The organism is Erwinia sp. MYb416 (assembly GCF_037479575.1).
GTDB lineage: Bacteria > Pseudomonadota > Gammaproteobacteria > Enterobacterales > Enterobacteriaceae > Erwinia > Erwinia rhapontici.
Genome location: NZ_JBBGYT010000437.1, coordinates 167,968 through 180,303, shown reverse-complemented (window position 1 = coordinate 180,303; position 12,336 = coordinate 167,968). Strand labels below are relative to the sequence as shown.

Here is a 12,336-nt window from a genome sequence, read left to right as displayed (position 1 = left end):
CTCGCTGCCTACTGTTTGAGTTTCGGGTCAAGAGCGTCGCGTAAACCATCGCCCATCAGGTTGAATGCCAGTACCGTCAGCAGAATGGCAACACCCGGGAAGGTGACCACCCACCAGGCACTTTGCGCAAACTGCAACACGTCGGAGAGCATGGTGCCCCACTCCGGTGTTGGTGGCTGCGCACCCATACCCAGGAAACCCAGCGCGGCCATATCGAGGATCGCGTTGGAAAAACCGAGAGACGCCTGCACGATCAGCGGTGCCAGGCAGTTTGGTAAAATATTGACGAACATCTGACGTACAGCTCCGGCCCCGGCCACGCGGGAGGCGGTCACATAGTCGCGCGTCACCTCCACCAGCACCGCCGCACGGGTCAGACGGATATAGTGCGGCAGAGCAACGAAGGTCAGCGCTATCGAGGCGTTAACAATCGATGGACCAAAGATCGCCACCAGCACCAGCGCCAGCAGCAGGCTTGGCAGCGCCAGCATAATATCCACCAGACGCATAATCGCCGCATCCACGGAACCGCCAACGTAGCCAGCAATCAGGCCGAAAATGACGCCGAAGATCAGGGACAATACCACCACCAGACAGCCAACCAGCAGCGAGAGACGGGCGCCGTACATCAGGCGCGACAGAACGTCACGGCCAACATCATCCGTGCCGAAAACATACTGCCAGCTGCCACCTTCTTGCCAGGCTGGCGGACGCAGTAACGCATCGCGGAACTGCTCAGCAGGCGCGTGGGGCGCCAGCACGTTGGCAAACACCGCGATAATAATCATCAGTACCACGTAAACCAGGCCAATCACTGCACCTTTATTACGCTTAAAGTAGTGCCAGAATTCCTGTAACGGGGTCATCGGCTTGGGTGCAGCGTTGACGCTGCCTGGATCCACAACAGACATGTTGGCCCCTTATTTCTTGTGACGGATGCGTGGGTTAACCACACCGTAAAGCACGTCGACCAGCAGGTTGACGAAGATAATCAGCGTGGCCACCATCAGCACCCCACCCTGAACCACCGGATAGTCGCGGCGCTGAAGTGCGTCGATTAACCAGCGCCCCAGGCCTGGCCAGGAGAAGATGGTTTCCGTCAGGATGGCACCCGCAAGCAGCGTACCGACCTGAAGACCAATCACCGTGACCACCGGCAGCATGGCGTTACGTAACGCATGCACCACAATCACCCGCATCGGCGTCAGCCCTTTGGCACGTGCAGTACGGATATAGTCTTCGCCGAGCACTTCCAGCATCGCCGAGCGCGTCATACGCACAATCACGGCCAGCGGAATGGTCCCCAGCACAATGGCGGGCAGGATCATATGCATCACAGCATCTTTGAAATCACCGGGTTCGCCCCAGATCAGGGTATCAATCAGCATAAAGCCGGTGAGCGGCATGGTGTCATCAAGAAACACCGTATCGCCAATGCGCCCGGATACCGGGGTCAGGTTGAGCTGCACCGAAACCAGCATGATCAGCATCATGCCCCACCAGAAGATCGGCATGGAGTAACCGGTCAGGGAGATGCCCACCGCCGTGTGGTCAAAAATGGAACCGCGTTTAACCGCAGCCAGCACGCCTACCGGGATACCGACGGCAACGGCAAACAGCATCGCGCAAATACCCAGCTCAAGCGTGGCCTTAAAGCGCGGGACGAACTCTTCCCACACCGGGACACGGCTTTTCAGTGAGATGCCGAGGTCACCATGCATCACGCCTTTGATATAGGAGAGATATTGCTGCCAGAGTGGCTGATCCAGACCGAGCTGGGCCATCAGCTGTGCATGACGTTCAGGGGAGATACCGCGCTCGCCCACCATGATCATCACCGGGTCACCGGGGATCATATGAACAAACGCGAAGGTTAACAGGGTGATACCGATAAACGTTGGGATGACAAGCCCCAAGCGTCGGAGTATGAACTGCAGCATATTCCGCATTCTCTATTAGTTCCTGCCAGCCGTAACCAACAGGATTATTATTGCTCACATCTTGCGCGCGAAAATCCTCAGGGGACATCCACCCGCGACGCAGCGAACCGCGCCTTGACGACCTTTTTGCTTCCTGGCAAGAAGGGTCAGGCATGCCTGACCCCTACAAATAATGATGTGGGACGGGTCAGTCCCGTCCCTGAACACTATTCCTGGATATCAACCTGAGCGAAGTAATGCCCGCCTAACGGATCAACAACATAGCCTGACACTTTCTTACTCACTGGCTCGTAGACCGTAGAGTGCGCGACAATCAGCGCTGGTGCCTGGTCATGCATCACAACCTGAGCCTGTTTGTACAGCTCGATACGTTTGTTGTGGTCGTCGGTGGCACGTGCTGGCTGGATCTGATCTTCAAACGGCTTGTAGCACCAGCGTGAATAGTTCGAGCCATCTTTCGCGGCTGCACAGCTGAACAGGGTGGCGAAGAAGTTATCCGGGTCCCCATTGTCGCCGGTCCAGCCCATCATGACGGTCTGGTGTTCACCGGCTTTAGCACGCTTCAGATACTCGCCCCACTCGTAGGTGACAATCTTGGCTTTCACACCAATTTTCGCCCAGTCGCTCTGAATCATTTCAGCCATACGACGTGCGTTCGGGTTGTACGGACGCTGTACTGGCATCGCCCACAGATCGATAGCGAAGCCGTCTGCCATACCGGCATCTTTCAGCAAGGCTTTAGCTTTGACCGGATCGTACGGATAGTCCTGAACGGCATCGTTGTAGCCCCACATGGTCGGTGGGATCAGGTTTTTCGCTTCCTGGCCCGCCCCCTGGTAGACCGCTTCGATGATCGCTTTCTTGTTCACTGCCATGGTCAGCGCCTGACGAACTTTCAGGTTATCCAGTGGCTTTTTCTCAACGTTAAACGACAGATAACCGACGTTCAGACCTGGCTGCTCCAGCAGGTTGATGTTTTTATCCTGCTTCATGCGTGCAATATCAGCCGGGTTCGGGTACGGCATCACCTGACATTCGCCTTTCTGCATTTTGGCGTAACGTACGGAAGCGTCTGGAGTGATGGAGAACACCAGGCGATCAATTTTCGGTTTAGTACCCCAGTATTCCGGGTTGGCTTTGTACAGAATGCGCGAATCTTTCTGGTACTGCTGTAACTGGAACGGGCCCGTACCGACCGGGTTAAGGTCCAGTTTTTCCGGCGTACCGGCTTTCATCATATTGTCAGCGTATTCAGCCGACAGAATGGAGGCGAAATCCATGCCCAGGTCGGCCAGGAACGGCGACTCAGGACGGGTCAGCTCGAAACGTACAGTAGAGTCATCCACTTTCACGATTTTGCTGATCAGGTTCGGCATGTCCATGCCTTCGAAGTATTCGTAGCTGCCGCCAGACACGCCGTGATACTTGTTATTTTTATCCAGCTGACGTTCAAAGGTGAATACCACGTCATCGGCATTAAAGTCGCGCGTCGGTTTAAAGTCTTTGGTGGTCTGCCACTTCACGCCTTTACGCAGGTGGAAGGTGTAGGTTTTACCGTCAGCACTCACATCCCATTTTTCTGCCAGCGCAGGATGTAATTCGGTGGTACCAATGGTGAATTCCACCAAACGGTTATAGATCTGACGCGAGCTGGCGTCATAGGTGGTGCCAGAGGTGAATAACTGCGGGTTAAAACCTTCAGGCGAACCTTCAGAACAATACACCAGGGTCTTCGCCTGAACACCTGTAGCCATTAACAACGCGATCGCGCTGAGACCGACTTTCAGCATCCCGGATTTAGCCAGGGAAATACTCATGCTTATGCTCCAATAGTGATGTGATGTTGTTGTGTGCATACCCGACTTACTGTTTTTGGCAGAAAGAGGAGTAGTTACGCCGGCCGATAATTTTTTTGAGTGGCCTGTGCGTGGTGCCTTGCGGCATCAGTCAATCTGACGGGATGTGGAGACGTTCTGACGATGCAGAAACTATCAGAAAAATCCCCTTACCTTTTGTACTGAGGCTTCAATTTGTCAATTGTTTCAGGGAACGTCAATACAAGCGTAGGGTATTTACTCAGAGTGTGAGAAACAGCAAGCAAATATAAAAAAAACAATTTAATAACATTTGTAGCGTAAAACGTTATTACGTGTGATGACTACCACATTAAACCCTGGGTTAATGGCAGAACTACAGAACATCACGCCGAAAAAAACCCACAAAATAATCCACAAACAACCAATTTCCACCCGATAAAATGGTCTATATGGCTAACTTATAGATAAAAATGCTGCAACGCTAAGATAAGAAACAGGCAACAAGTCACATTCGGTCATAAGAAAAACGCGTTGCGAATTAAGTGGCAATACAGGCGGGATAAGGATTTATGCGGTTTTATGGGAATTGATTTGCAAAAAAGGGGGGCTGTTCAGAGGTTGAGCGGCAGCAGATTATTCGGTTGGATGATGGCAAACGTAGGGCGAGGCATGCCTCGCCCAGGTCAGGGTCAGGAATGCCTGACCCCTACGTTTGTTTATGGTTTAGCACACCAGTTGTTGGCCGGATTTATTCCACCATCGGGAGAAGTATAGCCGAGGCATCCCATGATGGTGTCAAACAGCTCCACATGGCGGTGCGTCTTGCCCGCTTTCTGCTCAGCCTGCAGGCGCTCAAACGCGCTCTTATTGGCCGGGTCTGCCAGATATTTATCCGACGCCCAGACAATCATCGGCACACGGAACTGCTCCGGCGGCGCCATATTGCGTGGCGTACCGTGCAGGTGCATGTTTTCGCTGATGGACTCACCATGATCGGCGGCGTAAAACACAATCGCTTTCTTATCACGCAGCTGGTCAAACACGCTGTCCAGCATCGTATCAACATACAGAATGGAGTTATCGTAAGCGTTAATCAGCATCGCTTTACTGCAGGTATCATCCACGCCCATGCACTCCGGCTGGTAGCGAGCGAATTCACGCGGATAGCGCTGAGAGTAAAGATAGTGAGAGCCTTTAGTATGCAGGATCACCAGGTGCTTACCTTTCGGGTGGTCGTCAATCGACGATTTCAGCTCCGGGATCAGCAGCATATCGTCCACGGATTTCCCCTGGTTACGCTTCTCTGAGCCAATCTGTTCGCGGAAGGCATAGCTGTCAGCATTGGTGTTGTTGTAGAACCACACCTCACTCTGCATGGCGTACAGATCCGAACTGAAGCCCAGCGATTTCAACACCGAAAAGACATTTTGCTCTTTCAGCGTGCGTCCCGGGTTATCCATCGTTCCCCCTTCACGCACAAACATGCAGCGCAGGGAGAGTTTCGTGGAGGTATCACAGGACTCACCGCGGAACGCCACCAGGTTCTTCTCTTTTGACAGCTTTGGCGTGTTGTCACGCTCATAGCCCAGCAGCCCCATATGATCCCAGCGGGTGGTTTCACCAATCACGAACACGACATAGGTATCATCCAGCCCTTCAGGCGCCTTATAGGTAAAGTTTTTTGCCGGATCGAACAGATCATCGCTGTCCATTTTTTCGTCATAGCTGGTGTAGGCAAACAGCCCGACCGCTGTGAGCCAGTTGGACGGCAGGTAAGAGTGCGCCACCACCCCGCCATAGCTCGGCAGGTCAACGTTGGTCAGCTTCTCATTGGCACTCTGCACCTTATCGAAATAGCGAATAGGGCCCCAGGTCAGCAGCAGCGCCAGCAGCAGCGTCAGTAATGGCTTGATGCGCTGGCCGGGCGTTTTAAGCTGCTCCAGCAGCGTCATGCGCAGGCTGCTCCACCAGATCAACGCCAGCGGGATCAGACTGACCAGTACCATCCACAGGACAAAGTGATAACCCACCACTTCTTTAGACAGGTCGGTATCGGTGGTCATCACGGAAGCGACAATGCCGTAGCCAATAACGACATTAAAGAAAGCCATGTAGTAGCTGGCTGAGACAGAGATCAGCACCAGCAGGCTGGCGGTAACGCGCCAGAACATTTTTCCACCCAGCGATAGCAGACGTAACAGGAAGAAGGTCAGCAGGATCGCCGCCATCCCTTCTGCCAGTGCTGAAAGCCATTGCATCATTTCAAACTTAGCGAGGAAGGGATCAAATCGACGATAAAATACCGGAAGATTTAAAAACAACCCGATGTAGACAGCCAGCAACAGCGACAACTTTTGCTGGGTAAACAATTTAATAGAATTCATTCGACCTTAATCCTGGCGTAACCTAAACAATTGCTAACACGATCTGAACGCTAATCAGACCCTGGTACGGCGTCAGAGTTCGGACGCAATACCGATAAACCTTAAGGCCGTCCATAACCAGAGGAATCTGATGATAAATGAGGGGTAACAATCCTTCGCAGGGGGCGTAGTTAAACACACTCAGCAGGGTTAGTCTGTGAGGATATGTAATTTCGGCATTTTACGTATCATTGAGAGGAAGGTGCGGAATCGTGCCGCGAACGGTATGCAAGAGTGTGGGATCAGATACAGCAGGAATGACGATAACCGGGGCGACAGCCCCGGTCAGACGGCTTAGTTGATAATATTCAACGTCACGTCAATATTGCCCTGGGTGGCATTGGAGTAAGGGCAGACGATATGGGCGGCATCGACCAGCTTTTTCGCCTCAGCACTGTCCATGCCCGGCAGATGAATGTTGAGGGTCGCTTCAATGCCAAAGCCCGTCGGCAATGGACCAATACCCACTTCCCCTTCAACAAACGCCTCTTTTGGCATAGCGAACTTGTCACGCCCCGCCACAAACTTCATCGCTCCGAGGAAGCAGGCAGAGTAACCCGCCGCGAACAGCTGCTCAGGATTAGTGACATTGCCACCTGCGCCGCCCATCTCTTTCGGCAGGCCCAGCTGGATATCCAGCACGCCATCGGAAGAAGTAGCGCGGCCTTCACGGCCACCGGTGGCTTTTGCTTTTGCACGGTATACAACTTTTTCTAACGACATGGTGTGTTTCCTTTTTTAGTTTTCACGCGATTAAATCGCACACTATTTATATTAATAAAGCTTTTTGACTCAAAGAACAAGGGCAGATTAGCCGTTCAGATTATTGCGCAGAATTTCCAGTTCGCCTTTTAGCGACTGTAATTTTTCCATCTCACAGGACGTAGCACCGATCACTGATTCAGGGATAGCCCGCGCCTGCTGGCGTAGTTCATGTCCTTTATCCGTCAACGTCACCACCACCTGACGTTCATCTTTACGCGAACGCAGACGGTGCAGCAGCCCGGCAGTTTCCAGACGTTTCAGCAGCGGTGTCAGGGTTGCAGAGTCAAGAAACAGCCGCTCACCGATCTCCGACACCGTGACGTCATCCCGCTCCCACAGCACCATCATCACCAGATACTGGGGATAGGTGATATCCAGCGGGGCCAGCAGCTGCCGGTAGATCTTATGCAGCGCCAGGTTAGCGGAATAGATCGCGAAGCACAGCTGCCGGTCGAGCAACAGTGGCGCATCCGCCGCTTTTTTGTCATCTTTATCTGTAGTCATGAAAAATAATATAGATAGCGCACTATACAATTGCAAGCGACTTTACAGGCAGGGAGAAAAACGATGCAAACTCTGGAAGAACGGGCGCAGCGCTACGCCAGCAAAGCCCATGCCGCAGCAGATCAACGCCGAAAATACACCGATGAGCCTTATATCGTGCATCCCGCTGCGGTGGTCGAACTGGTGCGTAGCGTCAGTGACGATGAAGAGATGCTGGCTGCGGCCTGGCTGCACGATACTGTTGAAGACACCAGCAGTACGCTGGAGGATATCCGCACCCATTTCGGCGAGCGGGTGAGATCGCTGGTTGAAATGCTGACCAACCAGGGTGCCGTTGCCGGACAAAACCGCACCGCACGTAAGCTGGCCCATTTTCGCCATACTCAACAGGCCTCTGCGGACGCGCAGACCATCAAGCTGGCGGATATTATCGATAATACCCGCTCAATTATTCATTTTGATCCGCATTTTGCCCGCGTCTATCTGATTGAAAAACGGGTGCAAATCCGTCTGCTGACCGCAGGGCATGCCACCCTGCACCAGATGGCCGATCAGGTTATCGAACAGGGGATTGCGCAGCTTGGACAACCTCCCCATAACGTTCCCGCCAGCTGGTTTGAACAGCAGGAGAAAAAATACCATCCATAACAATTAGTTGAATTAAAAAAATGCAAATTACATGTCATTATGTGCTCTATATAAGACAACCGCATAAAATGACCAGTTCTGTTATGGAACATCCCTATCATTGCCCCCCAATATTGACCGGGGGGTAACATGTCGACTGATTTATCGATTATAAAAAATAAGATATTCACATTTTTAGGCGCTGCTTTGTTTCTTGGCATGATGATGGGGTTGCTCTTTGCTGATGTCGTCTGGATGAATAATGCCGTCCATGAAACCTCATTGACTGAAATGGCGCAGGAAATCATGCTGGCAGTCATTGCCTGTCTGTTTTTTCATCGCGCCTGGCGTTCTCCGGCGCAGCGGCCGGTGATGATTCTGGTGGCCGGTTTCTTCAGTTGCATGCTCATTCGTGAGCTGGATTTTTTGTTTGATACGATCAGACACGGCTGTTGGCTCTGGTTTGCCCTTGCGGTGACCCTGGCCTGCGTGGCAGTCGCGCTGCGTAACGCACGTAGCATCATCCCGGGTCTTGCCGCCTTTGTGAGCCAACCGGCATGGGGCCTGTTGTCTGCCGGGATGCTGACAATTCTGGTCTTCTCACGGCTGTTCGGTATGCACGAACTCTGGGAACATCTGATGCTGGATGGCTATAACCGCACGGTGAAAAACATGGCGGAAGAAGGCAGTGAACTGCTGGGGTATTCACTTTGCCTGTTTGCGACTTTCGGCTACTTATGTCAGGAAAAACGCCGCGTCTGAACCTGTCGTCCCGTCAGTGTCCTGCTGACGGGACGCTACTGCGGCGTCCCCCTGCCCGGCGTCAGCGATCCCCGTCTTCTAAGCGTCATCCTGCGTTAATAAAAAGTTCATCCAGTCCCGCTAGCTTAGGCCCACTTCTTATTGCAAAGACGCACAGCTGGCATGAGTTATCTCTCTCTTCACCATATTCACAAAGCCTGGGGCACCAAAACCGCGCTGAACGACATCAGCTTTGAGGTGGCAGAGGGTGATTTTATCGCGCTGCTCGGGCCTTCCGGCTGTGGCAAATCGACCATGCTACGCACCATTGCCGGGCTGGAATCGGCCGACAGTGGCGCGATCTATTTCCAGCAGTCCGATGTGACAGCATTGCCGCCTTCACAGCGCAAACTGTCGATGGTGTTCCAGTCTTACGCGCTGTTCCCGCATCTGAATGTGCGGGAAAATCTGCTGTTCGGGCTGCGCGCCCGGGGTGAAGATAAGCGTCATTTTCCCTCACGTCTGGCCGATGTCAGCCGCCTGATGGAGCTGGAACCGCTGCTCGACCGTCTGCCGTCCCAGCTTTCCGGCGGGCAGCAGCAGCGCGTGGCGCTGGGCCGTGCCGTGATCGCCAACAATAAACTGTGCCTGATGGATGAGCCGCTTTCCAACCTCGATGCCAAACTGCGCCAGAGCATGCGCCGCGAGATCCGCGCCATTCAGAAAAAGCTCGGCCTGACGATGCTTTACGTGACCCACGATCAGACCGAAGCAATGAGCATGGCCGATAAAATTATTCTGCTGAATGACGGCAACATCGAACAGCACGACACCCCGGATAACCTCTACAACAACCCGGCCACGGTATTTGCTGCGCAATTTATCGGAGCCCCGCCGATGAACATCATCCCGCTGCGCCGTGAAGGCAACCATCACTACCTGGGCGAGATGCCGATCCCGGTGGTGCAGTACGGCGTTGAAGCCGGATTGAGCCTCGGATTGCGCGCCGAGGATATTCAACTGACCTCAGCCGAACATGCCGCTCTGACTGCCCGTGTGCTCAGCTACGAATACATGGGCGCAGACACGTTGCTGGTCTGCCAAATCGCCGCCTGTCAGGAGCCAATCACCGTCAAAGTGGCCGGCATGAGGCGCTTTAGCGAGCACAGCCAGGTCGGGCTGCAATGGTCTGCGAGCAAACACTATTTCTTTGTCAGCGCCAGCGGCAAACGCTGTTACGGCGCGGAACAGAACGTTTTACCGTCAGAACAAAAATATGCTGTTTAACCACTCTTTTATCGCTCAAGGGAAAACCATGTCTCCAGTTCTCCGTTTCTCACGCCTGACGTCTGTCCTGCTACTTTGTGCTGCCTCGTCTGCTTTCGCGGCCGACCCTGTAAAACTTCAGATGTACTACCCGATTGCCGTAGGTGGCAAAATCAGCCACACCGTCGATACGCTGGTCGCTGACTTTGAAAAACTGCACCCGGATGTCAGCATTCAGCCTGTTTATACCGGTGACTATGCCACGACAGTGACCAAAGCCCTGACAGCGTTTCGCGGCGGCAATGCGCCACAGCTGGCCGTGATTGGGGATATCGAAGCCTATTCGTTGATCGACGCCGGTGCGATTACCGCGGCCAGCGACCTGGCGAATGATGCCGATGGCAAAAAGTGGATTGAAGGATTCTACCCGGCATTCCTGCGCCATATCGAAGGCAAGGTGTGGGGCATCCCGTTCCAGCGTTCCACCGTAGTGATGTACTGGAACAAACAGGCGTTTGAGAAAGCCGGTCTGGACAGCGAAACCCCACCCGCTAACTGGCAGCAGGTGGTCGACTTCGGTAAAAAACTGGTGGTGAAAGACGACAAAGGCGTCAGCCAGTGGGGCATTGAGATCCCGTCCACGCCGAACGGCTACTGGAACTTCCAGGGTCTGGCGGCCACCAACGGCAGCCGCCTGGATAACGGCAAAGGCACAGCCGTGGCCTTTAATACCCCGGCCAACGTCGAAACCTTGCAGTGGCTGACCAACCTTGGGCAGAAAGAGGGCGTGTCGCCGAAAGGCGCAATTGCCTGGAGCACCACACCTCAGGACTTTATCAGCGGCAAAACCGCCATGATGGTGACCACCACCGGTAACCTGACCACCGTGCGTGACAACGCCAAATTCCCGTTCGGCGTCGCCATGCTGCCGGAGAAAACCCAGCGCGGCAGCCCGACCGGCGGCGGTAACCTCTACGTGTTCAAAAATGCCACTCCTGAGCAGCAAAAAGCCGCGATGACATTTATTCGCTGGGTATCAGCACCTGAGCAGGCCGCTCGCTGGAGTATCGCCACCGGCTACGTGGCAACCTCACCTGCCGCATGGGACACCACGGTGATGCAGGATTACGTCAAACAGGTGCCACAGGCGCTGGTCGCGCGTGAGCAGCTGAAATATTCACAACCGGAACTCTCGACCTACAACAGCGTGCAGATTCAGGATGCCCTGAACCATGCGGTTGAAGCCGCCGTCACTCAGGAGAAAACCCCTGAGCAGGCGCTGGAGTCGGCTCAGAAGCAGGCTGACCGCTTGCTGAAACCTTACCAGTAACGGACACCTATGCGCTCTCTTCACACTCTGGCACCGGCTGCCCGCAATCGGGGTCTGTCAATGCAGATTTATGGCTACCTGCTGCTGTTACCGGCACTGGGGTTTTTGCTGACGTTTACCCATTATCCGGCGGTGGCCACGATGTGGGAGAGCCTGTTCTCTGCGGCGCGCAACGGGCATCCGGCCCGGTTCGTCGGGCTGGATAACTATGCCGCGCTGCTGGATGACGACATTTTTATGCTGTCGCTGCGTAATAACCTGTTGTATGCCGCGGTCACGATCCCGCTGGCGGTGGGGCTGGCCCTGCTGATGGCGCTGGCGGTGAATCGCCGCCTGCGCGGCAGCGCGCTGACTCGCGCCGCTTTTTTTATTCCTTCACTGCTGCCGATGATTGCCATCGCCAACCTGTGGCTGTTTTTCTACACGCCCCAGCTCGGCCTGCTCAACCAGCTACTGGCGCTGTTTTCGCTGCCGCCCGTCAACTGGCTGGGGGACCCCGACAGTGCGCTCTGGAGCCTGATGGCCGTTTCCGTCTGGCGTGAGGCCGGGTTCTTTATGATTTTCTATCTGGCGGCATTGCAGCAGATAGACCCGCGGCTGAGTGAGGCGGCAGACATTGAAGGCGCCTCACGCCGCTATTTCTTCCGCCGCGTGCAGTGGCCATTACTGATGCCCACCACGCTGTTTATTTTGATCAATGCCTCGATGAACGCGTTCCGCATCGTCGACCAGGTGATCGCCATGACCAACGGTGGACCGAATAACAGCAGCAGTCTGCTGCTCTATTACATCTACCGTACCGCTTTCAGCTTCTGGGATTTACCGGCCGCTTCCGCCATGACCGTGGTGTTGCTGGTGATCCTCGGCGCGATTGCTTTAATCAAATTCCACCTGCTGGATAAGCGAGCGCATTACCAATGAGC

At 54.2% G+C, this 12,336-nt stretch carries 11 protein-coding genes; 5 read left to right on the top strand and 6 right to left on the bottom strand.

Going from position 1 to position 12,336, the window contains the following annotated elements:
• Positions 1–8 precede the first annotated feature (8 nt).
• From dppC to WH277_RS09055, 6 genes are all read right to left on the bottom strand, one after another.
• Positions 9–911: a dipeptide ABC transporter permease DppC gene (gene dppC, locus WH277_RS09080; RefSeq protein ID WP_133844624.1), complete on the bottom strand. Its 903-nt coding sequence runs from the start codon at positions 909–911 to the stop codon at positions 9–11.
• Positions 912–920: 9 nt separating this feature from the next.
• Positions 921–1,940: a dipeptide ABC transporter permease DppB gene (dppB, locus tag WH277_RS09075; protein WP_133844626.1), complete on the bottom strand. Its 1,020-nt coding sequence runs from the start codon at positions 1,938–1,940 to the stop codon at positions 921–923.
• A 206-nt stretch (positions 1,941–2,146) separates the two neighbouring features.
• Positions 2,147–3,757: a dipeptide ABC transporter periplasmic-binding protein DppA gene (gene dppA / locus WH277_RS09070; RefSeq protein WP_133844628.1), complete on the bottom strand. Its 1,611-nt coding sequence runs from the start codon at positions 3,755–3,757 to the stop codon at positions 2,147–2,149.
• A gap of 716 nt (positions 3,758–4,473) precedes the next feature.
• Positions 4,474–6,141: a kdo(2)-lipid A phosphoethanolamine 7''-transferase gene (gene eptB / locus WH277_RS09065; protein WP_133844630.1), complete on the bottom strand. Its 1,668-nt coding sequence runs from the start codon at positions 6,139–6,141 to the stop codon at positions 4,474–4,476.
• Positions 6,142–6,474: 333 nt separating this feature from the next.
• Positions 6,475–6,903: an organic hydroperoxide resistance protein gene (locus WH277_RS09060; protein WP_133844632.1), complete on the bottom strand. Its 429-nt coding sequence runs from the start codon at positions 6,901–6,903 to the stop codon at positions 6,475–6,477.
• Positions 6,904–6,990: 87 nt separating this feature from the next.
• Positions 6,991–7,449: a MarR family winged helix-turn-helix transcriptional regulator gene (locus tag WH277_RS09055; RefSeq protein WP_133844634.1), complete on the bottom strand. Its 459-nt coding sequence runs from the start codon at positions 7,447–7,449 to the stop codon at positions 6,991–6,993.
• A gap of 63 nt (positions 7,450–7,512) precedes the next feature.
• Between WH277_RS09055 and WH277_RS09050 the strand changes: the two genes are divergently transcribed.
• The 5 genes from WH277_RS09050 to WH277_RS09030 all read left to right on the top strand — a co-directional run bounded on the left by WH277_RS09050 (position 7,513) and on the right by WH277_RS09030 (position 12,334).
• On the top strand, positions 7,513–8,097 hold the full coding sequence (locus WH277_RS09050; RefSeq protein ID WP_133844637.1) for an HD domain-containing protein: 585 nt from the start codon (positions 7,513–7,515) through the stop codon (positions 8,095–8,097).
• Positions 8,098–8,226: 129 nt separating this feature from the next.
• On the top strand, positions 8,227–8,838 hold the full coding sequence (locus WH277_RS09045; protein WP_259152182.1) for a hypothetical protein: 612 nt from the start codon (positions 8,227–8,229) through the stop codon (positions 8,836–8,838).
• Between the two features lie 162 nt (positions 8,839–9,000).
• On the top strand, positions 9,001–10,104 hold the full coding sequence (locus WH277_RS09040; protein WP_159338344.1) for an ABC transporter ATP-binding protein: 1,104 nt from the start codon (positions 9,001–9,003) through the stop codon (positions 10,102–10,104).
• A 28-nt stretch (positions 10,105–10,132) separates the two neighbouring features.
• Entirely contained in the window at positions 10,133–11,413 is a 1,281-nt protein-coding gene (locus tag WH277_RS09035) for an ABC transporter substrate-binding protein (RefSeq protein ID WP_339505331.1), read from the top strand.
• A gap of 9 nt (positions 11,414–11,422) precedes the next feature.
• The gene (locus tag WH277_RS09030) at positions 11,423–12,334 is read left to right on the top strand and encodes a carbohydrate ABC transporter permease (RefSeq protein WP_133844645.1); all 912 of its coding nucleotides are present in this window, start codon (positions 11,423–11,425) and stop codon (positions 12,332–12,334) included.
• Positions 12,335–12,336: the final 2 nt, after the last annotated feature.

Bases quoted from the DNA above. Each gene is read 5' to 3' on its own strand.
- dppC (WP_133844624.1), bottom strand. From the start codon at position 911: ATGTCTGTTGTGGATCCAGGCAGCGTCAACGCTGCACCCAAGCCGATG.
- dppB (WP_133844626.1), bottom strand. From the start codon at position 1,940: ATGCTGCAGTTCATACTCCGACGCTTGGGGCTTGTCATCCCAACGTTT.
- dppA (WP_133844628.1), bottom strand. From the start codon at position 3,757: ATGAGTATTTCCCTGGCTAAATCCGGGATGCTGAAAGTCGGTCTCAGC.
- eptB (WP_133844630.1), bottom strand. From the start codon at position 6,141: ATGAATTCTATTAAATTGTTTACCCAGCAAAAGTTGTCGCTGTTGCTG.
- WH277_RS09060 (WP_133844632.1), bottom strand. From the start codon at position 6,903: ATGTCGTTAGAAAAAGTTGTATACCGTGCAAAAGCAAAAGCCACCGGT.
- WH277_RS09055 (WP_133844634.1), bottom strand. From the start codon at position 7,449: ATGACTACAGATAAAGATGACAAAAAAGCGGCGGATGCGCCACTGTTG.
- WH277_RS09050 (WP_133844637.1), top strand. From the start codon at position 7,513: ATGCAAACTCTGGAAGAACGGGCGCAGCGCTACGCCAGCAAAGCCCAT.
- WH277_RS09045 (WP_259152182.1), top strand. From the start codon at position 8,227: ATGTCGACTGATTTATCGATTATAAAAAATAAGATATTCACATTTTTA.
- WH277_RS09040 (WP_159338344.1), top strand. From the start codon at position 9,001: ATGAGTTATCTCTCTCTTCACCATATTCACAAAGCCTGGGGCACCAAA.
- WH277_RS09035 (WP_339505331.1), top strand. From the start codon at position 10,133: ATGTCTCCAGTTCTCCGTTTCTCACGCCTGACGTCTGTCCTGCTACTT.
- WH277_RS09030 (WP_133844645.1), top strand. From the start codon at position 11,423: ATGCGCTCTCTTCACACTCTGGCACCGGCTGCCCGCAATCGGGGTCTG.